Origin of the sequence: Alteromonas sp. BL110, from assembly GCF_003443615.1 — a bacterium.
Lineage (GTDB): Bacteria > Pseudomonadota > Gammaproteobacteria > Enterobacterales > Alteromonadaceae > Alteromonas.
Map to the genome: position 1 here is coordinate 3,113,514 of NZ_CP031967.1, position 24,799 is coordinate 3,138,312.

Annotated in this window: 18 protein-coding genes; 10 read left to right on the forward strand and 8 right to left on the reverse strand. The window is 43.6% G+C overall.

From position 1 onward, the window contains the following. Positions 1–51: 51 nt before the first annotated feature. The 3 genes from D1814_RS13410 to D1814_RS13420 all read right to left on the reverse strand — a co-directional run bounded on the left by D1814_RS13410 (position 52) and on the right by D1814_RS13420 (position 1,388). A complete protein-coding gene (locus tag D1814_RS13410) occupies positions 52–708 on the reverse strand; it encodes a crotonase/enoyl-CoA hydratase family protein (protein ID WP_118493069.1) in 657 nt (218 codons plus the stop codon). A 106-nt stretch (positions 709–814) separates the two neighbouring features. Continuing rightward, positions 815–1,021 (reverse strand): hypothetical protein, encoded by a 207-nt coding sequence (locus D1814_RS13415; RefSeq protein ID WP_118493071.1) that lies wholly within the window; start codon positions 1,019–1,021, stop codon positions 815–817. A gap of 1 nt (position 1,022) precedes the next feature. Further along, positions 1,023–1,388: a hypothetical protein gene (locus D1814_RS13420; protein WP_118493073.1), complete on the reverse strand. Its 366-nt coding sequence runs from the start codon at positions 1,386–1,388 to the stop codon at positions 1,023–1,025. Positions 1,389–1,698: 310 nt separating this feature from the next. Between D1814_RS13420 and D1814_RS13425 the strand changes: the two genes are divergently transcribed. From D1814_RS13425 to D1814_RS13460, 8 genes are all read left to right on the forward strand, one after another. Next, complete coding sequence (locus D1814_RS13425; RefSeq protein WP_118493076.1) at positions 1,699–2,496, forward strand: TrmH family RNA methyltransferase; 798 nt, start codon at positions 1,699–1,701, stop codon at positions 2,494–2,496. 36 nt (positions 2,497–2,532) lie between these two features. Then, positions 2,533–3,540 carry a ribosome biogenesis GTPase YlqF gene (gene ylqF / locus D1814_RS13430; protein ID WP_118493078.1) on the forward strand — a complete coding sequence of 336 codons (1,008 nt, stop codon included), beginning with the start codon at positions 2,533–2,535 and terminating at the stop codon, positions 3,538–3,540. 126 nt (positions 3,541–3,666) lie between these two features. Then, positions 3,667–5,940, forward strand: coding sequence for a galactose oxidase early set domain-containing protein (locus D1814_RS13435; protein WP_118493087.1), 2,274 nt, complete (start codon positions 3,667–3,669; stop codon positions 5,938–5,940). A gap of 12 nt (positions 5,941–5,952) precedes the next feature. Beyond that, positions 5,953–6,861: a hypothetical protein gene (locus D1814_RS13440; protein WP_118493089.1), complete on the forward strand. Its 909-nt coding sequence runs from the start codon at positions 5,953–5,955 to the stop codon at positions 6,859–6,861. 70 nt (positions 6,862–6,931) lie between these two features. Further along, positions 6,932–7,474 (forward strand): WbuC family cupin fold metalloprotein, encoded by a 543-nt coding sequence (locus D1814_RS13445; protein ID WP_118493091.1) that lies wholly within the window; start codon positions 6,932–6,934, stop codon positions 7,472–7,474. 368 nt (positions 7,475–7,842) lie between these two features. Next, positions 7,843–8,064 (forward strand): XRE family transcriptional regulator, encoded by a 222-nt coding sequence (locus D1814_RS13450; RefSeq protein WP_014950268.1) that lies wholly within the window; start codon positions 7,843–7,845, stop codon positions 8,062–8,064. Between the two features lie 206 nt (positions 8,065–8,270). Next, entirely contained in the window at positions 8,271–8,900 is a 630-nt protein-coding gene (upp, locus tag D1814_RS13455; RefSeq protein ID WP_118493093.1) for a uracil phosphoribosyltransferase, read from the forward strand. 183 nt (positions 8,901–9,083) lie between these two features. Then, positions 9,084–10,109: a LacI family DNA-binding transcriptional regulator gene (locus D1814_RS13460; protein WP_118493095.1), complete on the forward strand. Its 1,026-nt coding sequence runs from the start codon at positions 9,084–9,086 to the stop codon at positions 10,107–10,109. 87 nt (positions 10,110–10,196) lie between these two features. Here D1814_RS13460 and D1814_RS13465 read toward each other — a convergent pair whose 3' ends face one another. The 3 genes from D1814_RS13465 to D1814_RS13475 all read right to left on the reverse strand — a co-directional run bounded on the left by D1814_RS13465 (position 10,197) and on the right by D1814_RS13475 (position 16,007). Then, positions 10,197–13,100, reverse strand: coding sequence for a TonB-dependent receptor (locus tag D1814_RS13465; RefSeq protein WP_118493097.1), 2,904 nt, complete (start codon positions 13,098–13,100; stop codon positions 10,197–10,199). Positions 13,101–13,404: 304 nt separating this feature from the next. Further along, positions 13,405–13,983 carry a thymidine kinase gene (locus D1814_RS13470; protein ID WP_118493099.1) on the reverse strand — a complete coding sequence of 193 codons (579 nt, stop codon included), beginning with the start codon at positions 13,981–13,983 and terminating at the stop codon, positions 13,405–13,407. Between the two features lie 5 nt (positions 13,984–13,988). Beyond that, complete coding sequence (locus D1814_RS13475; protein ID WP_118493101.1) at positions 13,989–16,007, reverse strand: putative bifunctional diguanylate cyclase/phosphodiesterase; 2,019 nt, start codon at positions 16,005–16,007, stop codon at positions 13,989–13,991. Positions 16,008–16,492: 485 nt separating this feature from the next. Here D1814_RS13475 and D1814_RS13480 point away from each other — a divergent pair, with 485 nt between their 5' ends. Then, on the forward strand, positions 16,493–19,003 hold the full coding sequence (locus D1814_RS13480; RefSeq protein WP_118493103.1) for a TonB-dependent receptor: 2,511 nt from the start codon (positions 16,493–16,495) through the stop codon (positions 19,001–19,003). A 119-nt stretch (positions 19,004–19,122) separates the two neighbouring features. Here D1814_RS13480 and D1814_RS13485 read toward each other — a convergent pair whose 3' ends face one another. Then, positions 19,123–19,830 (reverse strand): hypothetical protein, encoded by a 708-nt coding sequence (locus tag D1814_RS13485; protein ID WP_118493105.1) that lies wholly within the window; start codon positions 19,828–19,830, stop codon positions 19,123–19,125. A 162-nt stretch (positions 19,831–19,992) separates the two neighbouring features. After that, positions 19,993–22,242 (reverse strand): acyl-CoA dehydrogenase, encoded by a 2,250-nt coding sequence (locus D1814_RS13490; protein WP_118493107.1) that lies wholly within the window; start codon positions 22,240–22,242, stop codon positions 19,993–19,995. A gap of 261 nt (positions 22,243–22,503) precedes the next feature. Here D1814_RS13490 and D1814_RS13495 point away from each other — a divergent pair, with 261 nt between their 5' ends. Next, positions 22,504–24,798 carry an efflux RND transporter permease subunit gene (locus D1814_RS13495; RefSeq protein ID WP_118493109.1) on the forward strand — a complete coding sequence of 765 codons (2,295 nt, stop codon included), beginning with the start codon at positions 22,504–22,506 and terminating at the stop codon, positions 24,796–24,798. Position 24,799 lies beyond the last annotated feature (1 nt).

Consider the following 24,799-nt stretch of genomic DNA (forward strand, 5'->3'; position numbering starts at 1 on the left):
TAAACAACGCGTTGAAACAACCAGTTTCAACGCGTTTTTACAATATAAGACCTAGGCTTTCATCTTCTCTATCGTTTCTTTACGCAATTGTATTTTAGATTCAGCAAAAGACTTCCTAGGTAACATCTTCAATTTTTCTGCATAACCCATAGCCGTGGCTAGTACCTGCTCTTGAGGCACCGCAGCATCTAAAAAGCCTGCTTTTACTGCTTCACTGCCTTGGTAGATACGCGAAAAAAGTAAGGCTTCGGTTAGACTGGTGCTGGCAAGTCTAGCTTTGGCTAGCTCCATACCGAATGGCGGTAGCACCATACCAATGGCGGTTTCATTAAGACCGTATTTAGTGTCTGCATCTTTACCGATACGCAAGTCGGCAGCCATAAGCATAATTGCGCCCATTGCAATACTGTGACCTTCTGCCGCAATTATTACAGGTAGTGGAAAGCTATAAAGGCGAACAATTAAATCTGCCCCCTGTGACACCAGCTCGTGCTGTTTAGTTTTGTCGTCGGCTTTCATTACAGACAAATCAAAGCCGCCGCAAAACTTGCCTTCACCGCCGTGTAATACAACCGCTTTTGCGTTTTTCTCTGCTTCATCTAAGGCATCGTTGAACTGCTGAATAAGCTCAAAGCCTACGGCGTTAACTTTTCCGTCGTCAAAGGTGATTACTGCAATATCGTTATTAATAGCTAAACTAAACGCCATGGTATGTCCTGTCACTTTCTGGATAAGTATTAATGTACGCCACGCTTTGCTAAGCGCAACTTTCTAGCAGTGATTGTAGGTAATTGATATCTTTTATGAAAGTGCTTTACGCTTCATCTTCAGGATATGTGCTATGAATATCGGTGATAATCCGAGGAAGTTCTGCAATAAGCTTCTTTTTGTACCGACGTTGCCTGCGTCGCGCTTTCGCGTTATTAGCCCTCCACAGCGCTCGTTTATCTTTCACTATTCGCTCTAGGTCTTGTCCGACCTGAATTAAATTTGCGTCATTAATGGTTGTTCGTTTTGTCATACTAAAACTCCAACTTTAGCTGCTTATTGCGCCATTGTTTCGAGCGTTGGTTGAGTGCGTGAAGCGATACACTCTCAGTGGCTATCTGTCTCGCCAGATTTAATGCTGCGCTGGCTTGCTCGTCGGTCAGGTTTTTATAGGCTGGTGACGGAATGACCTCATACCACGCACAGCCGACAACATTGTCTAAAATCACCCGCATAAAACAATGATCATGTTGTATTGGCCAAGCGTTTTTCTTCGTTAAAGCAATAGAAGGGAGCACGTTCTTCGCGTAATGTAGGAATTGTTCGAGGTTATTCAGCCGTTCTGTCGACTTAAGTTGTGCAGACTTTTTTGGTTGGCTTTGGAAGAAAGAGGTGTACATGTTTTGGGATTCCCAAAATATTAATATACTTCATGTCTATGGTTGCAATGCTTAGAGTTTACACGACAACATTGAAATTCAGAGTTACACAATTTTTAGTTTTATTGCTTACACCATTTGCCGCGATACTTCGGTAAATAAGTTGGCGTTTTTAATTTGTTTGAAACGTCTTTTTTACTCACCCTTCAGGCTGTATTTTCCATTAAAGCCTTTTTACCTCATTATTTCTTTCACTATTAAGTCTTGCCGCTTTGCGTTTTGAAGTTCATACCTTACACTTGCGCCGAAAGTTATAAAAAGGGCAGTGCAAATGAAACTAAGTGACGTGAAAAAGCTTCATCAAAAGAAATTTAGAACGCAGTTCGGATTCTATTTGGTGGAAGGGGAACACTTAGTTTTAGAGTTAATCAATGTTGCTCAGCATAACAGCAGTACTTTAGGTGATATCACCCTCTATGTAACGGCTGAGTATGAGACTTGGGTAAAAGAAAGACTTCCTGCACCTAAAGCTGGTATGAAGGTTGAAGGTGTGAAGATAGAAAAGGTATCGTCGCAACAAATGCAGCAACTAAGCGATACTAAGTCACCTCAAGGTATTATTGCTCGCGTTCCACTTCCTAACCCCTCGTTAGGTTCACAGCGGTCACAAACCAACATTTTTACAAACAAATCCAGTGCCGAAAAATACATCTATTTGTATGAAGTTCAAGACCCCGGCAACTTAGGCACCATACTAAGAACGCTAGCGTGGTTTGGAGATTTTACGCTTTTACTAAGCCCAAACAGTGTGGACCCGTATAACTCGAAAGTTGTGCGCTCAAGTATGGGGGCTATATTCCATGTGAACATGGAATTAAACGTAGCGCTTGAAAGCCTAGGCGAGCGGTTCGAACGTTTCGCTTTCTTGGATATGAATGGTGACAATATCACCTCTAACACCTTTGGTGATTACCAGTGTTATCTGTTTGGCAACGAAGCCCGTGGCGTGCCTGTTGATGCACTATCACAGCTTAACGCGACCGCGTATACCATTGCGGGAAGCGGTAACATTGACTCGTTAAACTTAGCCAGCGCTGTGAATATCTGCGCTTATGAATTAACTCGTTAAGCACGCCCCTTAACTCGATTACGATAGGAAACAACCATGGCATTACAATGGTTCCCAGGGCACATGCACAAAGCCCTGAAAGAAATTAAAGAGTCGCTTAATCAAGTAGACATTCTTATTGAGGTTCTTGACGCACGTATTCCGTATTCCAGTGAAAACCCTGAAATTGCAAAAATACGGGGCGACAAGCCCTGTATTAAGATTCTAAATAAGTACGACCTGGCAGACCCAGAAATTACGGCGCGCTGGCAGGAGAGTCTAGAGAAAGAGCGCGGCGTGAAGACGATTACGACCTCTAGCGACAATCCGGGCAACAGCAAGCAAATTATGCAGCTGGTAAAAAGTATTTGTTCGTATAAAGAAGGTCAGCCTAAAGCAATTAAAGCTATGATCACGGGTATACCGAACGTGGGTAAATCGACGCTAATAAATATTCTAGCCGACAGAATTATTGCTAAAACCGGCAACGAGCCTGCCGTTACAAAAAGCCAGCAGCGCATAAACTTAGGCAGCGGTATTATTTTGTTTGATACGCCGGGAGTACTGTGGCCTAAGCTCGAAAACCCACATTCCATTTATCGGTTAGCTTCATCAGGTGCCGTTAAAAACACCGCCATGGAATACGACGATGTCGGCTTTTTTGCGGCAGATTACCTTATTAAAGCGTATCCAGAAGTAATGAAGGAGCGCTATAAGCTGGACGAGCTGCCGGATACTGAAATTGAGTTTTTAGAAGCCGCCGCCAAAACGCGCGGGGCTATTCAAGCGGGTGGTCGCGTAAATCTCCATAAAATATGTGAAATCCTGCTTAAAGAACTGCAGTCGGGTAAGTTGGGGCGAATAACGCTAGAGACACCGGAAATGCTGGAAGTTGAAAAAGAAGAAATGGCACTTGAAGCGGCGAAAAAAGCTGAAGCGAAAGCCAAGCGTAAAGTAAAATTCAAAACGGGCTCGTTGACGCCAGATAAGAAAGATAGGAAAGAAAAGCGAGAAGAGAAGCGTCAAGAGCAAAGCCGCAGGATGCGCGGTAATAACAAGAGATAGAAAATAAATTCAAGAAAACTGCATCCAAGCATCCTAGTGAATCGTTTGGTTAACATGCTGTTTACATTTCTGGTGTGACTTCAGAGATAAAGCAGCATGTTAACTTAACAAGAATAGGATGCCACAATGCAAAAACGTCCACTGGTTTTACCTACACTCACTTTACTTACATTAAGTATCACCTCTCATTTTGCCTTTGCCGATAGAAACAAGGGTAAGGTTCCCATCGTCACCCCGGAATGTTCAAATATCGCTGTTTGTAAGCAGCAGGGTATTTTTACTAACCCTTTTGAGGAACCGTTAGTGTCTGGCGAGTTTCCAGATCAAAACAATACCAACATAACTAACCCCCTTAACAATTATCCGGTTAACGGCAAATGTGAAGAAAACGAAGACGGTGTGCTGAAATGCAAGCCAGCGGCAGGCAGTTTGGCCCTATTGAACGATGGCCGTATCCTTTATTTTAACGCGTTAGAAGGCACAGAAAACGTAGAGTATAACGCGCTGCTGGAAATCGGTTCTGCGATTATTAATGACCAAACCCGCGTGCTGACGATGAAAAACGACAATGCAAGTTGGATAGCCCCGTCTCCGGTAGATGCAGGTGCCAATCCCGATGGCAATGACTCTGAAACCATTATTGGTGATATCACAGGCTTTTTAGGCACATCGCTGCCCCTTGATTTAAACACTGATGACGATAGAACAAATAACGATGGCGCACTTTTCTGTGCCGATTTAGTTGGTTTGCCGAACGGCGAGCTTATGGCTGTTGGTGGAACCGATTATTACCATGAGCCCGGTGTGAATACGAGCCTACTAGGCGAGCCTATCAATTTCGGGTTGTCTGAGCTAGAAGGGCTAAAAAATAGCCGCATCTTCAACCCTGACGATAACAGTTGGCGTAAAACAGGGGATATGAACTTTGGGCGTTGGTATCCCAGTGCATTGTCGTTAGCAAATGGAAACGTCCTAGTAGCAAGTGGCGTAACTAAATTAGTTAAACCTGTTTATTTGACCCGCCCTGAAACCTCAGGACGTAATGTTACAGTTACCGAAACCTACGACACATCGTGTGGAGAATGGAGCGATAACGGTCCACTGGCCGAGCGTTCGCTGCCTCTCTATCCAAGATTACATCTGCTACCTAACGGCCATGTGTTTTACAACGGTGGCGGGCAGGCATTCAACCCGTTTGGCCAAAGCTACGATCAGGCGTTATGGAATATCGTCGCGGCGTATGATCCGCAATCTAAAACATGGGCTGATCTTGGTTTTGCTGGCTTACCACTTCACTTGAGCGAAGCGGGTATTTCTGACTTGGCAAGCTTCCTAAATGTTACTAACACACAAGCGGATGAGTCGTTAAGTGGTTTACTAACCGGTCTAACGGAAGAGTTTATTGCCAATCCCTTCGATGCGTTAGCGCCTATAATCGATGACCCGTATCGCTTAGCTGATGTACAAGCCCTGCTTGGTGCAGGATTTAGAGGCTCAACGTTTTCTATGATGTTGCCACTAACACCAGATGAAAACGGTACCTACAATAAAGCCGAATTCCTTACCGCTGGTGGCGTATTAACCGGTGTTGCGGCAACAAGCCCGGGCTTATATCTTGGAACAAACTTGGCGCGAATCGACTCGGTAACTATTGAAGGCGAGAAGATGCTATATGACTCTCGTTCAACAGGAAGTCTCAATCAGGGGCGCTGGTACGGAACAGGGGTACTATTGCCTACTGGCGAAGTATTAGTCGTATCCGGTGCCGATAGAGATGAAGTGGTTCTGCCAGGTTCGGGAAAGCCTATTTTAAAAGCAGAAATATTTGACCCCGAAACCGAAACCTTTAGGCAGGTTGCCGAGCAGAACAGACCGCGTACTTACCACAACTCCGCAGCGTTATTACCCGATGGCAGCGTGCTAATTGGAGGGCATGCACCAATTAATACCGCTTATGCTTATAGCATAACCTTGCCAGGTTTCTCACCTAACGATGGGCGGGATCCGTCGTTTGAAATCTATAAGCCTTCCTATATGTTTGGTAACCGTCCAGCAATAGGTAAAAGAAATAAAACCGTCGCGGTGGGAGAACGTTTTTCTGTGGGCTTGAAAAATACTGATGCCGCTACCGCAGCGATGAATGCCAAAATAGAGTCGGTAGTGTTAATCAGACGCACAAACATCACTCACTTGATAGATGGCGATCAGCGAAGCGTGGAACTTTCCATTTTGCGCCAAAACAACAGAAAAGTGGTGGTGAAAATGCCAAGTCAGCAAGCGGTGGTTCCACCGGGTGATTACATGTTATTTGTTAATGCGCGCAATGAAAAAGGCGAGTTAGTTCCCTCTGCATCAAAAGCCATTACGGTAACAGGCGAACTTTCGGCGATGTGCCAGTAGGAGAATATAGCCATGATTAAACGAGTAATCTTACTAAGCACTGTGTTATGTGCGGGTTTATTAACATCTGCAAATGCATTAGCTCACGGGGCTTCAGCTGTTGCGGGTGAGTGGCTGCCTGTCATAGACAAGGCCAACGCGCAAAACGTCAGTGTGATTTCTCAAATTCAAAGCTCACCTTTGGGCAATGAAATTCTTGTACAGTTCACCGGCAAAGGAAAGCTTGAAGTGCTTGGGGACAACGGTGAGCCCTTTATCCGTATAACCCCAAGTGGAGTTTATGCGAATTGGGATCACCCAATGTGGTACAAGGTACAAACTGCGGGCCCTAGACCATTGCCAGAATGGGTCACAGATAACAAGGTAGAGTCCAAATGGTCGCAGGTAAGTAAGAACAATTACTATGGCTGGTATGACAAACGACTTGAAAAAGCGGATGAGCATGTAGAGACGTGGAATGTAGCGATTGCTTTAAACGGTAAGCGTAGCGATATTTCGGGTTACTTTAAGTCTTTGGCGCCCCCGGCAAAGCGCACGTTAGTAACCGTAGACAATGCGTCGTCGCCTATCGCTGACTTAAGTGCTATGGTGATCCCAGGCGCTGAACGGGCCATTCGGGTCAGTTATGAAGGGGACCATCATATGGTGGTATTGGATGAACATCAGTCACCTATGTTTAGATTCAGTCCACATGGTGTAGAGGCGAATACTCACAGTAAAGGATGGAAGGCACTTGGTCGTGCGCCAGCTAAAGCTAATAAGCAATGGGTAAAGCTCTCCTCTCAAGCGGCGTACACCTGGCCTGACAATCGGTTAGAAAAACGAAGTGAGGACGGCTGGAAGATCCCTGTGTTCTGTCACCAAGATAAAAAAATGAAATACATTCGAGGAGGATGGGTAGAGGTCGCAAGTCTTCACTGAAAAAGAAGGTTGTCAGGCAATGCTCGGTTGCTAAAGCTTGCGCCATTCGGTAAAAGAGCGATAGTCTTTAATGCAACATCAAAGCATTCATCAGGAAACGACGTTGGACAATATTCAGTATTTTGATAAAGCACTGTTTAAAGAGCTAAAACAGACGGCGGCAGAGAGTCCTCGCCGACGGGCTAATTTTAACGCTCACAAATCTTATACTGATATGGTTCAGCGTCTTTTTATTGCTATGATGCCAGACTCCTACGTTCGGCCCCATCGACACGTGCAGCTTCACAAATGGGAGTTTTTCATGATTGTGGAAGGCGAGCTAGATATTCTATTCTTCAACGATGAAGGCGTAGTTACAGAAAAAGTTACGTTAGCGGCAAATGGTGAAACGAGCGGAATTGAAATTCCCCCTAACACTTGGCATGCAACGGTGTGCCACAGCCCAGTAGTTTTCATGGAAGTTAAACAGGGACCTTACGAAGTGACAGACGATAAGGGCTTTGCAAACTGGTCTCCTGAAGAAGGAAGCGATCTTGTACCACGCTTTCTCGCTTCGCTTAAACAAATAAAGGTTGGTTCTAAAGTTAACTGCCTAAGCTCGCCTGGTTTCTAAAATGGCGGTTTTAAGTTTGTCTTCCAGACTTTCCTGTTTGGAAAGTCGTTGCTATTGCTTATCTACATGGTATGGTTAAGGATAAGTGACACGAGGCGGCTACTGCTTTCAAAGAAAAACCATTAGCCCCACTATTACACCTAATCTCGGCTGAACGCCGCTTGTACAAGTACATTGTAAAAAGAGAATTATTATGCGAAACGTTTCAACTGGTTATTTTTATAATTTTAATTACTGATTGCACCTGACCGTCGGTGTTCAGGGGCAAGTATTGGCTTCTGGGCACTGCAGGTAAGAACGTTTTGCAAAAGCCCAGAAGGTATCACCATCTGGGCTTTTTTAATGCCCGAAATTTTCGGTAAAAGACAATGAAAGAAATTACACTTGGTGACATAAGAAAGCAGCACAGAGTTAAACAAGAAGTGGTCGCAATGGCGTTATCGGTCACCGCCTCTGGCGTAAGCAAGTTGGAATCGAAGCGTATTCAAGATGTTTCTCTTCAACGCGCAGCTGCATATTTAGCGGCCGTTGGCGGAAATATGAAAATTGAAGTGACTATGCCAGATGGCGCTACTTTACAAGTAGGGTAGGTCAGTAGCGCTCATACACACCATACATAACGTCAAAGACAGCTGAATAATTGGCAAAAATAGTGCTCGGGCAACAAGCTGGTTTTCGTGAAATCTGCCTGACCTGTCCTATATAAGCATTGAATAAACATATTTTTACGACTAATCGCTTTAACTAAGGTACGGCTGGGTTAAAATATAGTGAAATCGATTACAAGGAGTCTTACATGGCCGTTCACGAAATTACCCATCCGCTTATTGCGCATAAACTAGGACTTATGCGAAATGCCAAAATTAGTAGCAAAGATTTTCGCGAGCTTGCCTCTGAAGTGGGAAATTTACTGACCTATGAAGCAACGCGAACTTTGCCTACAGAACGCGCGACAATAAAAAGCTGGTCTGGCGACGAGGTGGAAGTAAGACAAATAAAAGGCAAAAAGATAACCGTAGTGCCTATTCTTCGCGCCGGCTTGGGCATGCTTGAAGGTGTACTAGAGTTAATCCCAAATGCAAAGATTAGCGTGGTTGGCCTTTATCGCGACGAAGATACGCTTCAGCCCGTTGCCTACTTTGATAAGGTGGTCAAGAATATCGACGAACGTACAGCGTTGATAGTAGATCCTATGCTAGCCACAGGCGGAACCCTAATTGCTACTATTGACTTACTTAAGAAGAAAGGTTGTCGCCGAATAATGGGGTTGTTTCTTGTTGCCGCACCAGAAGGTATTAAAGCCGTGGTTGATGCACATCCTGATGTTGATATATTCACAGCTGCTATTGATGATAGATTGAATGAAAAAGGCTACATACTGCCGGGCCTAGGTGATGCTGGGGATAAAATTTTCGGTACAAGATAGAGCGCAAGTTTCTTAACGTTAAGCTTGCCAATAAATTTTAGACTCAAACGCCAAGTTTGCAGTTAAAAACTGCGTTAAACGGTTAAGTTGATGTTATAGTCAAAGGGTAGTCGAAGCGCACGCTTGCTACCCTTTTTTAATTACGATTCAGGGTAGTAAGTCTCGTTAAAAGAGCTAATAACAATGAATAAAACGAAACTCACCCTTAAAGATGTTGCTGAGCAGTTAGGCGTATCAACAGCAACCATTTCAAATGCGTTTAATCGCCCAGACCAGTTATCAAAAGCGAAGCGCGAAGAGATTTTGGCGCAGTGCAAAAAGATTGGATACAGCGGTCCGAACAAAGCAGCGCAAATCCTTAGAAAGGGCACCTCGAATATTGTGGCTTTAGTACTCGCCGATAGCATCTCTTATATGGTGAGCGACCCCGTAGCTAGCACATTTATCAAAGGGGTTTCATCTGCCCTTCAAGAGAATGGGAAGCACTTGTTACTTTATGCAGGTGATTCAAATAGCCTCCTTGATGTCGTTGACTTTGTTGACGGTTTTATTTGCTATGGTCAACCACGCAACAGTAATTTGGTAAAGGAACTAGCGGTATCTCCTAAGCCGGTTGTTACAGTTGATTTTGATATTGAAGATAAACCGTCTATTAATATTGATAACAAAGAAGCGGCGTATCGCGTAGCGTCTCATGCATTAAATGAAGGCGACAATGTGGCCATCTTTGGGCTGCGCCTTATTGACTCCCCCTCTACATGTCGAATCTATGATAGTCAGCTAATCGATGTAGACAGCTCGATTGCCCATCGGCGTCTAGATGGTTATTTAAAAGCTGCTGAAGAGAAAAATATTACGGTAAGCAATGAGCGTATATGGCACCTTCCAGAAAGTGATCGACACTTCGCCAAGCAAGCAGCTAAAGAAGTGCTGACCAGTTCTCCGAGACCCAATGTTGTCTTGTGTATGAGTGATATCATAGCGCTGGAGTTGCTTAACTTAGCCTTAGATATGGGAGTTAACGTCCCAGAAGAGCTTAAAATAACCGGTTTTGATGGTATCGAAGAAGCCGAACGCTCTCGACCTAGCCTGACTACCGTATGCCAATCTAGTGCGAGTAAAGGTGTCGAAGCAACCAAAGCGCTACTTAATATGGTTTCTACTAAAAGTACATTGCCTTTCGAGCTTCGCGTTGGAGAAACTGTTTAAAAAAACTTGCTCGAAAAGGTTAATAAGACACCCGAGATTGGTGTGTCTTATTAACCTGTAGCAAGGTCAGATTTGCCCAGAGCTTTTTTAGTAGAAAGCGTAATTCAAATTAAGCATATATGAAGGGCCAAATTCCCGGCGAAGCGTAACAATGCCCGCATCATCAATAGTTTCTTCCTTCTCATCGGTGAGATTAACGCCTTGAAGGGAAATCCTTAGCCCTTCTAAATATTCAATTCCAGTATCTGCAAAGTCATAACTGATTTGGGCATCGACCTGGGTAACGGCATCCCGCGTGGCAGCTTCAATTTTGTTAGAGCCCCCACGTTGATAAGTAAGAAACTCAGAGCGGTCTGTAGCAGCTATTCTGATTTCGAAGCCATTAGCTTCGTAGTAAGCAGTAATACTGTAGGTATTGTCTGATTGACCCGGTATAGCTGTACCATCTTCGAGTTCAGCATCTAAAATGGTTGCTGAAGCTGCAATACCAAAGCCGTTTAGCGCATCTACTACCATTCGCAATGGAATATTGGCCGTTAGCTCAACACCTTTCATTTCACCTTCAAGGCCATCTTCAAAGAAAGAATAGAACCCCTGATCTGGCGGCGTTACTAAATCGCCTACTTCATAAGGCGTATCCTGTGGACCATAATTACCAGCCACATCTATGACCCTGTCATGAAACCCTGGAATAAAGTAGTTTGCGCCGTCGTTCGTCACATCGTTTGTAAAGTCGATAAGCTGATTACCGTCACGCGTCCAGTTAACTAAATCTTTATAAAAAAGCGCAACTGAGACGTAGCCTTCTTCATCGAAATAGTTCTCAAAAGATAAGTCAAAGTTATTTGCTTCAAGCGGGCGAAGGGTTGGGTTTCCTGTAAATTTAGACCATGGTGAACCAAACTCTCTTACCGCAGCTTCAGAATTTTCTGTGGCGATCAGCTCTATGTTTTGATCGAACTTAACAAAACCTGATGCTTTCATCTGATCAATTCGAGCACGGCTTATCGTTTTAGACGCGCCAAAGCGTAAATAGCGTTTCTCATCCAGCTCCACGCTTACATTTAAGCTAGGTAGAAAATGCGAGTAATCATCGCCGTCAGTTATAACGCAGTCGGCATCGGCCGCCCCGTTACCATCATCATCACACACGGCAAAGTTTGGTCCAACAATACCAATAAAACCTGAAGAGCTCTGGTCGGTTTGCACATATTGAGCGCCCACATTGCCTTTTACATTGAAACCCTCTACTTCAGTTTCAAAATCTAGCTGTGCGTACAGGGTAGTGACTTCTTCATCTACCGTGTATGTGTCGCCTAAACGATCCGGTTCTAACAGTCCGGCATCATTGAGTGTGTACTCACCATCATTGTATGGCGCAAAGCCGTTATACGCTACTACCTTGCCCATTCCCGCCCATGTTAAGTCAGCGAGCCCGTTATAAAGGTATTGATCGGGAATAGCATCGGAAAAGGGGTAAGATGAAGCTGTGGTAAAGAATCCTTTATTATCTTTCGCCTTGTATCTATCGCTATAGTTTATTCCTACCGTAAAGGTATCAAATATGCTCCAGTCAATATAGCCTTTCGCTTCAAAGCGCACCGTTGTCAACTCTTCTTCAAAATCAGCGAAGTTTAAAAAACCGTCTTGCGCGTTGAAGTAACTGTAAGGTTGGCCGTTTGCTTGCAAAACATCAGTAGCAAATTGGTCGGCAATATTGGCCATTCCGCCACCCCAGACCTGAGGGCCGGCCAACTGCAGTAGGGCTGGGTCAGAAAATGCTTCTAGACCATTACTATCGGTGAAGGAAATACCATCGGCACTCATTTGAAATTGGCGGGAACCGAATTGGCCCTCACTGAGCGCACCAGACCGGGCGAGACCTGCATAAGATTCACCCCGTAAGTCTCGCTTACTTGATTCGCTATCTGCGACATCTAGTGTAATCGACCAATCATCGCTAATGTCGTATTTTATGTTTAAGCCGAAGGTTTGAAGCTCTCCATCTTTTTGAGCTGGGTCTGTTCTCAATACAGGATTTACATTGATTTGTGTACCGGCGCTATTAACACCGCTACCGATGACATTTGTTGCTGCAAAGGGCTCAATAAAACCTCGTATAACACCCGAATCAGAGTAATCAATATCAAGGGTATCAAATACAATATCTAGTCTATCGGTCGGGCGCCACTGAACAATGGCAGAAACGGTATCCCGCTCTAATACACGGCTAATTGCTTGCGTATCTAAGCCAAAAGGGAGTATCTGTCCGTCATCGTTTTCACCATAACCCCACACGCCGTACTTCCTCTCATTCCTAGGCGATTCTGTTGAAGCAATAGCGAGTGCCAGACCCACTGTGTTGTCGGCAAATTTTTCTACAAATGAAAGAGCAAATCGATTGCCGCTGTTATCAAACTCGGGGTTGTCAGAGTCGTTACCGCCTAGTTCGTAAACGCCGGTTACGGTTAGCGTTTCTTGCGCTGCAAGTGGGCGTACGGTTTGAAGGTCAACCGTACCGCCTATACCTTGTATAATTAGTGATGCATCTGACGTCTTATAAATAGTTGCTCCGGTCATTATCTCCGCGGGGTACAAGTCATATTCAACACCACGGTTGTCACCAATACCAATAAGTTCTCGGCCATTTAGCGAAGTACCTGTGAAGTCTTCTTTAAATCCTCGAACAGATATCCCCGACGTTCTTCCTCCGACTCGCTCACCAGAAAGGCCGGGCAAACGGGCCAAGGACTCGGCGATGGATGAATCTGGAAGCTTACCGATGTCCTCTGCTGAAATGGCTTCGACAATAGAGTCATTGTCCATCTTTACTGCTTGAGCACGAATTAGCGAACCTCGAATACCTGATACTTGAATAACTTCAACTTGTGACTCACCTGTTGCCTCTTGCGCTGTTGCTGTAGCTCCGGGCAGTGCTGCTGCGATAGAGAGGGTGACTAACGCAGGTTTGAATGTGCTGGTGTGCTTCATGCTGTGTCCTTGCTAAATGTTCGAGTATAGGTTTGATTTACAGCAATTTAACAATAGTGGCAGGTTAGCATCTGTGCAAGTTAACGGCTTAAGTGTCTTATGTTGAAGGACGGGATTTTATTGAAAGTTGTTAAGTTTATGCGATGACCTAAGAGAGAACGGTAATAATTCCCAAAGTGTGTGCTGTAGTTTAGGAAAGCAAGTTTATTAAGGTAACTTGCTTTCTATTTTGAGAACGCGTTGGTTATGTAATAACGGGAGACTGAGAGGTTAAAGTGTATTTCTATGTTGTTGACAGATTAACCTAATCCCACACCAATTCTTTGAAGTGCTTACGGCACATTGATTCGTACGTATCGTTACCACCTATTTGAACTTGATCGCCATTTTTTACGGCATTGCCATTTTCATCCAAGCGCACTACGAAACTTGCCTTTTTACCGCAATGACAAACGGTTTTTAATTCCGATAGCTTATCCGCCCAAGCCAGTAAATAGTGACTCCCTTCAAAGGTTTCGCCTAAAAAGTCAGTTCGTAGCCCGTAAGCAAGAACGGGTACTCCCAGTTCATCAACAACATCCACTAGTTGTTTTACTTGCGCTTTAGTTAAAAATTGCGCTTCGTCAATAAATACACAGTCGGGCTTACTTATTTTGCAGTCCTTGTTTATCGAAGCATATAAATCGTCGTCTTTAGCGTATAACTTTGCGTCGGCCTGTAAACCAATTCGCGATGTTACTTTGCCAACCCCGTATCTGTCATCTAGCGCAGCGGTATAGATAATTGAATGCATTCCGCGTTCGCGATAGTTGTAAGCAGATTGAAGTAGAGAAGTGGATTTTCCTGCATTCATTGCAGAGTAATAAAAATAAAGTTGAGCCATGGTGATTAATAATTTTCGTTATACCAAGAGATTAGGTCGCCGGCATTCATAGGTTTAGCAAAGTAAAAACCTTGTAAGTAATCAGTACCGAGTTGAGCAAGATGAAGCTTTTGCTCTTCGGTTTCGATCCCTTCTGCAATAGTCTTACAGCCAAACTCTTTTGCCATTAAAAGTGTCGCTCTTATAATGGTATCACTCTCTTCAGAGCTATTCTGTACAAAAGAGCGGTCAATTTTAATAAAATCGCATGGCATTGACTGTAAGCGACTCAATGATGAGTAGCCTGTACCAAAATCATCAATAGAAACTTTAATACCTCGAGCTAGAAGTTCATTAACTTTTACGCTTACAACCTCTTCGTCGCTAGCGAAAACGCTTTCTGTAATTTCTAAATGAAGCCGCATCGAAGAGATTTGTGTCGTTTTTAGTGCATTGTCTACAGTTTTTAGAAAGCTATCATCAAGCAGTTGAGAAACTGACACATTAATCGATATTGCAAGCCCTTGTTTAAACTGCCAGTGTGACAGGTCTATCAGTGCTCGGTTTAACACCCAGGCCCCTATCTCTGGCATGAGCCCGCTACGTTCAGCGAGTGGGATAAAAACAGCTGGAGAAATGCTTTCATCATCGCACTTCCACCTAAGCAATGCTTCAACTGATGAGAGTGTATCTAATTTTACATCCATAATTGGCTGATAAAAAACGGTAAACTCGCCGTTGTCGATTGCGCAGCGTAAACGTTCGCAAAGTTGTTGCTCTCGCTTAATTTCTTGGTGAAGTGCTTGGCTGAAAACACCAATAGAGCCTCGCTGTTCACGTTTCTGGTCATACATAGTCAAATCAGCTTGTTGTATCAAATCAACAGCAGTTTCACCGTGTTCGGGAAACATGGCTATGCCAATAGTTGCATCGAGAGTAATTTGGTTATCATTAGCAACTATTGGGATAGTGACGCCGCTGCGCATGGCGTGGGCTACTGCTTTGGCCGTGTCGACATTCGCGTAGGGGATAACAGCAACAAACTCGTCACCGCCCCACCTACCGAGATGGTTTTCCTCTGTGTAGTTGCGCAATCGATTGGCTATTTCAGCCAGCACTATGTCTCCAACCTTATGACCTAAACTATCGTTCACCTGCTTAAACCCATCTAAATCTATAAACAGCAATGCTAATGAGTTATCAAGCGCTCGAGTTGTATCGAGTAAATTATTCAAATATTTCAAGAAACCATTTCGGTTAAGTAAGTTAGTTAACGGGTCTCTATTAGATAATCGGTAGAGAGCAGCGGTTCGCCGTTCGACCTCTGCTTCAAGCGTGGCGTTTGATGCATCAAGTTTTTCGTTAGAAACAGTAAGCAGTTGATTAACTTTTTCAGCCTCGCTACGCTCAATCTTCATCTGCTCAACCAAGCTATTATTTCTTGCCTTGAGATAAAGGGTACCAATAAAAAATTTGTGATAGCGAAAGGCACTTGTAAAAATGCCGAACCAAAAAACCAAGCCTAATACGCCTAGAATAAAAAACTCGCCTCCTTCGTCAGTGACAGCACACACCGACATTGGAACAAGAAGCGCCGTAGAGTAGAAGCTCACAAGATTTTTGTTTGGTGATAGTACAGTTCCTGCTCCCCCTGCCATAGCTGCGAGTACCACCATAGTTGCTGCGAGCTCTACAGTAGACATAGACGAATAAAATAGAATTGAATATAGGGCCCATATTGTTCCGGTTATGTACAAACCAGCAGAAAACCTGATTAAAGCAGGGCGAGGGTTATAGGTTTTGCCAGCTAAATTAACCCGCCAGTAAAGGGAGTCTGTGAGGCGCGCGATGGAAACGCTCACCATAGCAACCCACACTTGCAGCTTTTGTGTAAAGACCGACGGTTCCTCGTTTTCAAAGAAAAAGACAAGGCCTGAAAACGCGAAGATAGTCATTAGAAGGCCGACAAAACTGTTGCCTAAAAGCATGTCGGTTGTATCTCTTTCTATTTCAACCTTTGTGATGATGTCTTTTTGTTTATTCAACCTTCTGAAACCCTTGGGTAGTACCTATTGCGTGCATAAGGAGAGTATGTAAACACGTAGCGATCTTAGGCACTTAATAATGCTATCTCTACTGATACAAAAAACGTACAGCTACAATATAGTACGTTTTTCCGTTATTAGTTTGTATGAGACCAAAGTTCAGAAAATTAACGTGTGAACTAATCGACCGGTAGAAAAATACTCCATTGGCGTTCTTATTTGTCGTGATTTGTCTTAATCGATATTTGATGTTCTCGCTGTGGGCATTTTATAAGGCTGTGGGTCTATGTTGGGAATAAGTATTTTAACATCGCGCTCCTTTTTTAAAAGGTTTGTGATAAATATTTTCACAGAATATTTACAATGTAGTTTTTTTGTTATAGATTCTTAATCGATTAAGTTGGCTGTGTTCTCATCAAACCTAGTAGTTTAGTGGAAGAGGGGACACAGGATTTAACAGCTCCATCACATTGCCGGAGAAAAACATGAAAAAACATCACACATTCAATTCACTGACTCTCGCCATTTGCACAGCGCTTTCGGGAGTTGCAGCTGCACAAGAAACAGCGACATCGAACGCAGAAGCAAAATCTAAAGAAAAATTTGAACAGATCGTAGTAACCGCTGCACCTGGTGGCGCAACTATGCAGGAAGCAAGTGTTTCTGTAAGCGCGTTTGATGAGGAAGATATTCTTAAACTCGCACCACGTTCTACCGCTGAAGTTTTCCGCGCACTACCTGGTATACGTGCTGAATCTTCTGGTGGTGGCGGTAACGCAAACATCACAATTCGTGGTATTCCGCTTGCTACAGGTGGCTCAAAGTTCTTGCAGCTACATGAAGATGGCCTACCTGTGTTGGAATATGGTGACATTAACTTCGGTAATGCAGACAACTTCTTACGTTACGACTGGTCTGTTGCGAATGTAGAAGCGGTACGAGGTGGCTCTGCGTCAACGTTCGCAAGCAACTCACCAGGCGGCGTCATTAACTTAATCAGTAATACTGGTGAAGTGGGTGGAGGCGCAATTGGTACCTCATTTGGTATTGATTACGAAGAGTTTCGTTTAGATTTTCGCTATGGTGGCGAAATAAGCGATGACCTTTATTACCACATTGCGGGATTTGCTCGTGGCGGTGAAGGCCCTCGTGAAACGGGCTACAACGGTGACCAAGGTGGCCAAGTTAAGTTTAATATCACTAAGATGCTGGATAACGGCCACATCCGTTTCTTCTACAAGAACTTAGATGACAAAGTGTCGACGTATCTTCCTTCACCAGTACTAGTTAAAGGTGATGGCGAATATGGCCCAGTTCCTGGCTACGATGCAAGCTCGCAAGCATTGAATTCAGCTTACAACACGAATATTTCTACTTTCGACAGCTTTGGTAATCCAGAAAACCGTGACGTCCGTGACGGTATCGAGTCAAAAGTAAACTCATTTGGCGTAGAAGTTGACCTTGAAGTGGCTGAGAATTTGTTCCTATTAAATAAATTCCGCATTTCTGATATATCTGGTGGCTTTATCGCACCATTCACCGACGGTTTCCCAGCAGGCCCGGGCGATGTATCTAACTTCGCATCAGCGCTTTGTGACGGCGCGACAGACGGTGACGGCAATGCGCTAAACTGTGATAGCACAAGCGTAGTACTAGCCAACGGCCCTGGCGCAGGTGAAGTATATACGGGTCAAGCATTTACGAACCTTCAGTTCGACACGCGCATCAACGACCTTGGTAACATGATCAATGATTTCAGCTTGCGTAAAGAGTTTGATAACGGTATCGACCTAACCGTAGGTTACTACTATTCAAATCAAGACATCGCTACGAGCTGGTCAAGCTGGCAGACATTTATTCAAACACTTGATGGTGACAACTCTCAGTTGCTTACTATTACGGATGCAGACGGTGTTGAGCTAGTGTCTGATGGTTTACTATCGGCAAGTTTCCTGTCTTGGGAATGGGACCTCAACTATGTGACTAAAGCACCTTACATGAACGTTGGCTTCGAATTGTCGGACAACATTCTTATTGATGCGTCGGTACGTCACGATACCACTGAAGCGTCTGGCGAGCTTATTAGTTCTTGCTGTGGCGGTAATGCTGATTTCGACCTAAACGGTAACGGTGTAATTGAGCAAATTGAAGATGCTTCTGCAACTAATAGCGGCTTTATCCGCGGTGGTGTAATCAACCTAAACCGTGCCGGTGCAGCGTCTCAAATCGTAGATTACAGTGCGAATAACACGTCTTACTCGATTGGTGGTTCATACCTATTGAGCGATAGCCAAACTTTTTTCGCTAGATACTCAAAAGGTGGTCGTGCGATTGCTGACCGTCTACTTCAAATTGGTGGTACGTTGAATGCTGACGGTAGCTTAACGAGCACAACTTCAGGCTACGACACAACCAAGCAGTTCGAAATTGGTTATAAGTACGGTACAAAAGACCTAATGGTTAACGCTACCTTGTTTGATACTGTTACTGAAGATACGCAAGCAGAAGTAACAAGTGGACTAACATTCATGCGCGAGTACGAAGCGACAGGTCTTGAGTTAGAAGGTCGTTGGAATGCAACGGACAACTTTGTGATGTCAGGTAACCTTACATGGACTGACGCTGAGATTAGTGACGACGTCAATAACCCTGCATTAGAGGGCAATACGCCTCGTCGCCAAGCAGATTGGATTTGGACAATTACGCCTGAGTACGTTACAGACTACTGGTCAGTAGGGGCTTCATTGCAAGGTTCTACAGAATACTATGTTCAAGATAACAACGACCTTAAGCAAGAAGGTTATACGCTAGTAAACCTTTTCGCTACCTACTGGGTTAACGATCAATTCTCAGTGGCACTGAGCATGAACAACGCAACTGATGAATTCATTATTACTGAGTCAGAAGAAGGTTCTGCGGCAGTGGGTAGTTATGTTCGAGCGCGCCCTCTGAACGGTCGTACAACAGTACTTTCACTTAAGTATATGTTTGACTAAAGCTCGTTTAGTTAACGCGCAATATGAAGAGATTTTACCTAGGTAGAAGATACATAGTGCGCTAAATATCAAAGCCTTTAAAACGCCCGCTCGTAATAATGTGGGCGTTTTTATTTGGGTTACTTATTGTTACTTTTTTCCAACGCAAGCTGCTTGGCTATGGCGGAGGAAAGACGGTCTACTAAATGGGAATGTTTTTTATGAATAACATGCACTAGTTCGTGTTCTACTAGTGAGATATATTTTATTCCAGCCTGCTCAAAAATAGCCTTTTCTGAATAGTCACTGGGTAAAATTGCGTAATCATATCGACCATTTAATAATAAACTGATGACGTGATTAAAATCATCAAACTCAAAGATGTTAGCATTAAGCTCATCTGGGTTTACGTGCATATTGAAGAAAAAGCGCGTGGTAACAGCTATTGCTTTATCTGGGTTTTGAATTACGCTTTTATCGCACTGTGCCCCTCTAATACACAGCAGAAATGATGCCCCATGGGAAAGGGCAGGTGGAACAATAGCAATATTATTGTCAGGTTGTGAGACTACGTCGTAGCGAATAACATCTGCATCTGTCATTCCGTTATTTAAAAGCCGAAGCCCTCGTTCCCCGCCGACTTTCTCAAATGTTACGTCTATTCCAATATCGAGATAAGCACGCTGTATTAAGGGTTTATAAAAATTAGCAACGCGAGGATGGTTGAGTTCACCGACAACAAAATTGTTCTCATTATCTTGAGCAAAGGAGCAAAACGATAATGATAAAACTAAAGAGAAAAAGAGAGGGAGAACGCCTTTATTTAGTAAAACTAGCGCCTTTTTCACTGCACAAATCCTTGCATTAATAGATGAGATTAGTTAAAGGATAGAGCACGAATTAAACAATGAAAAGCGAGGTGATGCTTGGCGTGAAGTTTTGGGTAAATAAAAAAGCCCCGTTACCGAAGGTGACAGGGCTTTGTATCGACAATATTGCATTATTGCATATTACGCAGCGTTTTGACCGCCATCAATCGCTTTAAGCGTTTGTGACGCAGGAACAAGTTCCATATCAAACGTGTATTCATCTACACGCACTGCTAGTTTGCGCTTTTCGTTGTAATCGTGAAGCTTCGCGGCTTCATCAGCAGTTACAATACCTTTTTCCTGTAACTTGTTGAGTGCATGCTCAAAAGAGATAAACGGCACTACAGGCTCTTTGCGAAGTGCTTTTTGCACTTTGCCTAGAAGGTGCGCTACTGCGTGTTTCGCTTTAAACGCTTGCTCGTTAATGTCGTTACCATCACCAGGACTAACGCGTACAAGATGAGTAAGCTGGTCTTTCACGCTGTTGTCTTGCATAGACGCAATTGATAGCTCACGTACTAAGTCGTCGCTAATACCCGCAACACTGTTGGTATAGGTATTGGTAAGAAGACGCATTAGGCCGCGTGTCGCTGTGTTCGGGAAATTGTTGATGAAATTAACAATTGCCTGATCAGCTTGCTGTAGAGACCACTGCATAGCGTACTCAAAGTACGGAAGTGCAAGCTTTCTGTCTTCAATGCGCTGCTCGTAGAAACGAATTGCTGCCATCGCACCGTATAGGTAGCTCATTACGTCACCAAGACGTGCTGATAAAAGCTCAGCTTTCTTAAGGTCACCGCCTAGTACTGCAAGCGAAAGATCAGCCAATGGCGCTAGTTTCGCAGAGATGCTGTTTACACGCTTCTCATACTTGCGAACTTCTGGCAGTGCAGACTCGCTCTCACGTAGGAAAGGAAGATAGCCTTTACCTAAGCTGCGGAACGCATTCTTAACACTGAAGCCAACGGTTTTGCGAAGTACTTTGTTGAACTCTGCATCCGCTGAACTTTCGTTACTGTGGATAAGGTCAACCATATCTTTAAGGTAAGGGTGACAACGCATTGCACCTTGACCAAAGATCATTAGGTTACGAGTAAGAATGTTCGCGCCTTCTACCGTAATTGCGATAGGAAGTGCAGCATAACCACCCGCTAATGTATTTTGAGGGCCACGTTGAATCGCTTTACCCGCTTGGATATCCATAGCAGAGTTCATCACGTCACGTCCTAGCTCAGTCATGTGGTACTTGGCAATTGCTGTCACTACTGATGGCTTAACGCCTAGGCCTAAACCTTCAGTGGTTAGAACACGCATCGCTTCAAGTAAGAATGTCTTACCCGCGATGTCCGCCATTTTTTCTTGAATACCTTCGAAGCGACCAATTGGAAGGCCAAACTGCTCGCGAACGAATGAATACTCTACTGTACCTTTGAATGCAGATTGTGCTGTAGCCACACCCATTGCTGGAAGAGAGATACCGCGACCGGCACCTAGGCAGCTAACTAGCATCTGCCAGCCACGACCAATGTTCTTTTGACCACCAATGATGAAGTCCATAGGAATAAACACGTCTTGACCACGCGTAGTACCGTTGTAGAAACGTACGCCCATAGGATCATGACGGTTACCTAGCTCAACACCTGGATGTGACTTAGGAAGAAGGGCACAAGTAATGCCTAGTTCTAACTTGTCACCAAGTAGTTGGTCTGGGTCGAACACTTTAAATGCCAAACCAAGTACGGTTGCAATCGGTGCAAGTGTGATATAGCGCTTGTCCCAGCTTACGCGAAGACCAAGAACTTCTTCGCCGTTGTATTCGCCTTTGGTAACGATAGCTGCATCTGGAATGGCACCCGCGTCTGAACCTGCTTCTGGGCTTGTTAGCGCGAAACAAGGAATATCGCGACCGTCCGCTAGGCGAGGTAGCCAGTAGTCTTGTTGCTCGTTTGTGCCGTAGTGCATTAAGAGCTCACCTGGACCTAACGAGTTAGGCACCATAACGGTTACCGCAATTGCACCGCTTTTCGCAGCAATTGTTGCAACAATGGTCGAGTTTGCATAAGGGCTGAACTCAAGACCGCCAAATTTCTTTGGGATGATCATTGAGAAGAAACGGTTTTTGCCAAGGAAGTCTAAAACTTCTTGAGGGATATGTTTACCGTTACCTAGCTCAAAATCATCGATCATATTCAATAATTCAGCTACTGGACCGTCCATGAATGCTTGCTCATCCGCGCTCAGTTTTGCCTGAGGGATATCGCGTAATGCCTGCATGTCTGGCTTACCTTGATAAATTGAAGATTCAATCCACACATCACCCGCGTCTAGGGCTTCTTGTTCTGTGACTGAAATTGGAGGTAATACTTTTTTTAAGCTAGTTCTGATACTCATAATTAACTCATCCGCTCATCTGACCAGTTGTTTTAGTTAATACTACACTTTATTCACAAAAGATCAAAAAAAATCATTAATCTAAACATTAATTAGTGTTAATGCCATTTGTTATCAATGGCTTAAAGGGTGATCCTCTACGCATTCCGAAAACCAAATTTACGTAATTGTGGTTATTTTTGATGATTAAATTTTTGTGTGGGTTATGTTAATTGCTGTTTTCAATGTAAAATTTCGTTATACAAAACCAAGGATACTGTGATGAGTCACACACCTAGCAGCGCGCCAGTAGCAATAAGATTCCCTGTCATAACGCTAATTTTAGTTTTAATGGCCACAGCCATTTCTCTTATCGGAACTCAGAACCTATATTTCCGCGGAGACTATAAGGTATTTTTCGAACCTGATGATCCACAACGGCTTGCATTTGAAGAAATGCAGAACATTTTTAATAAAAGCGAAAATGTTGCTTTTATGGTAGTGCCCAGGGATGGACAAGTATTAAAACCTTCCACGCTTACGCTAGTAAATGAATTAACAGAAGCTGCATGGCAATTACCTTTGTCTACACGGGTGGAATCGATATCGAATTATCAAAACACGTTTGATGACGAAGGTGATTTAATTGTTGAAGATTTAATTACTTTAGAGAAGCTCTCTAAAGAAGGTATTGCGAACATCACTCAAGTACTTTCTCGCAGTCCAGAAGTCTACGGTCGACTCATATCGAGAACAACAGATGTTACCGTTATCGATACGACAATTCAGTTACCTGATGGTGATCAAACCCAGCAAGTAATTGAAATAGCCGAAGCTGCAAAGCAAATTAAATCTCACTTTGAGAATAAATATCCCGACCATGACATTTACTTGAATGGAATGGTGATAATGAATGATGCGTTCGCCGTGGCTGCACAGCAAGATGCTGAAACATTAATACCCTTAATGTTTTTGTTAATTTTTATCGCGATTGCTTTGATCGTAAAGTCACTTTGGGCCGCGGTATTCACATTAGTGGTAGTGATTTTTTCTGTAGCGATTACTGTAGGTCTGACAGGCTGGCTTGGAGTTTATTTAAGTACTGCTACTGTAAATGCGCCGACTATGATCACAACACTTGCTGTTGCAGACTGTATTCATATTATAGTAGGAGTGAAGTACTACCTAAACCAAGGGTTGGCTAATAAAGATGCAATCAAAAAGAGTATTGAGGTAAATAAAAAGCCTATTTTCATTACCAGTATAACTACTGCTATAGGGTTTGTTATGCTAAATTTCTCTGCTGTACCTGTTCTCTCTCACTTAGGCAACATGACAGCGGTTGGTGTAATGCTGGCTTGTGTCTTTTCACTCACGGTATTACCGTCACTTCTAACCCTGCGACCTCTCAAGCCGTCTGTTTCGGTAAATAATTCAGTATTCTCGGAATGGGCAACCTTAGTTAATCGGCACCATCGGATATTGCTGCCTATTTCGCTCCTCGTCATTGTGGTAATTAGCCTATTTGCTACAAATAATGTTTTAAACGATGTTGCGGTTAAATATTTCGATGAACGTAGTGCGTTTAGGCAAGCTGTAGAAGTAAACGAAGATAAGCTTGGTGGAATGTCAAATATTGACTTCGTAATTTACACGGACCAATCATACGGTGTCACAGACCCTATCTTTTTAAAGCGGATAGAGGAGTTTTCTAAATGGTTACGGGCGCGAAGTGAAGTTAACCACGTTTTAACTTTTACCGATACGCTTAAACGCTTGAACCGAAACATGAATGGAGATGACCAAAGCTTTAATGTAATACCCGCCGACGGCGAGCTCGCATCCCAGTATTTATTATTGTATGAAATGTCTCTGCCATTTGGGTTAGACCTTGGTAACCAAATTGATATAGATAAGTCAGCACTTCGAATAATTGCACTTACTAAAAACTTAGGAAGTCGCGATATAACGACGCTTGAGAGAGAGGCAAAAGATTATTTTGCGAGTCTGTCGGACGATTATAGAATTGAAGCGGCAAGCCCACCGTTGATGTTTGCCCACATCGGTGAGCGAAATATGAAAAACATGGTGTGGGGAAGTGTTTTCGCACTTGTCTTAATTTCCATACTCATTTTATTTGCTTTGAGGTCGATAAAGCTTGGTGGCATCAGTTTAATTACAAACCTACTGCCTGCCGCGATAGGATTTGGAGTATGGGGAATTATCTCAGGTGAAATAAATATGGCACTCTCTGTCGTTATAAGTATGACGATGGGAATAATAGTTGATGATACCGTTCACTTTTTGACGAAATATCAGACCGCTAGAGAGCAAGGTTTAAACGCAAAAGAAAGTGTCGTTTATGCCTTTGAAACTGTTGGAATGGCTTTAACGACGACTACAATTGTCCTTACCTTAGGGTTTGCCGTGTTAGCATCATCAAGCTTTGTCTTAAATGCACATATGGGTATGCTGACAATCATTATTATCGTAGCCGCATTAATTGTTGATTTTATCTTCCTGCCTGCGTTGCTTGCATGGCTAGAGGACACTAGAACGGCCCAGAAGGAGTCTTAAT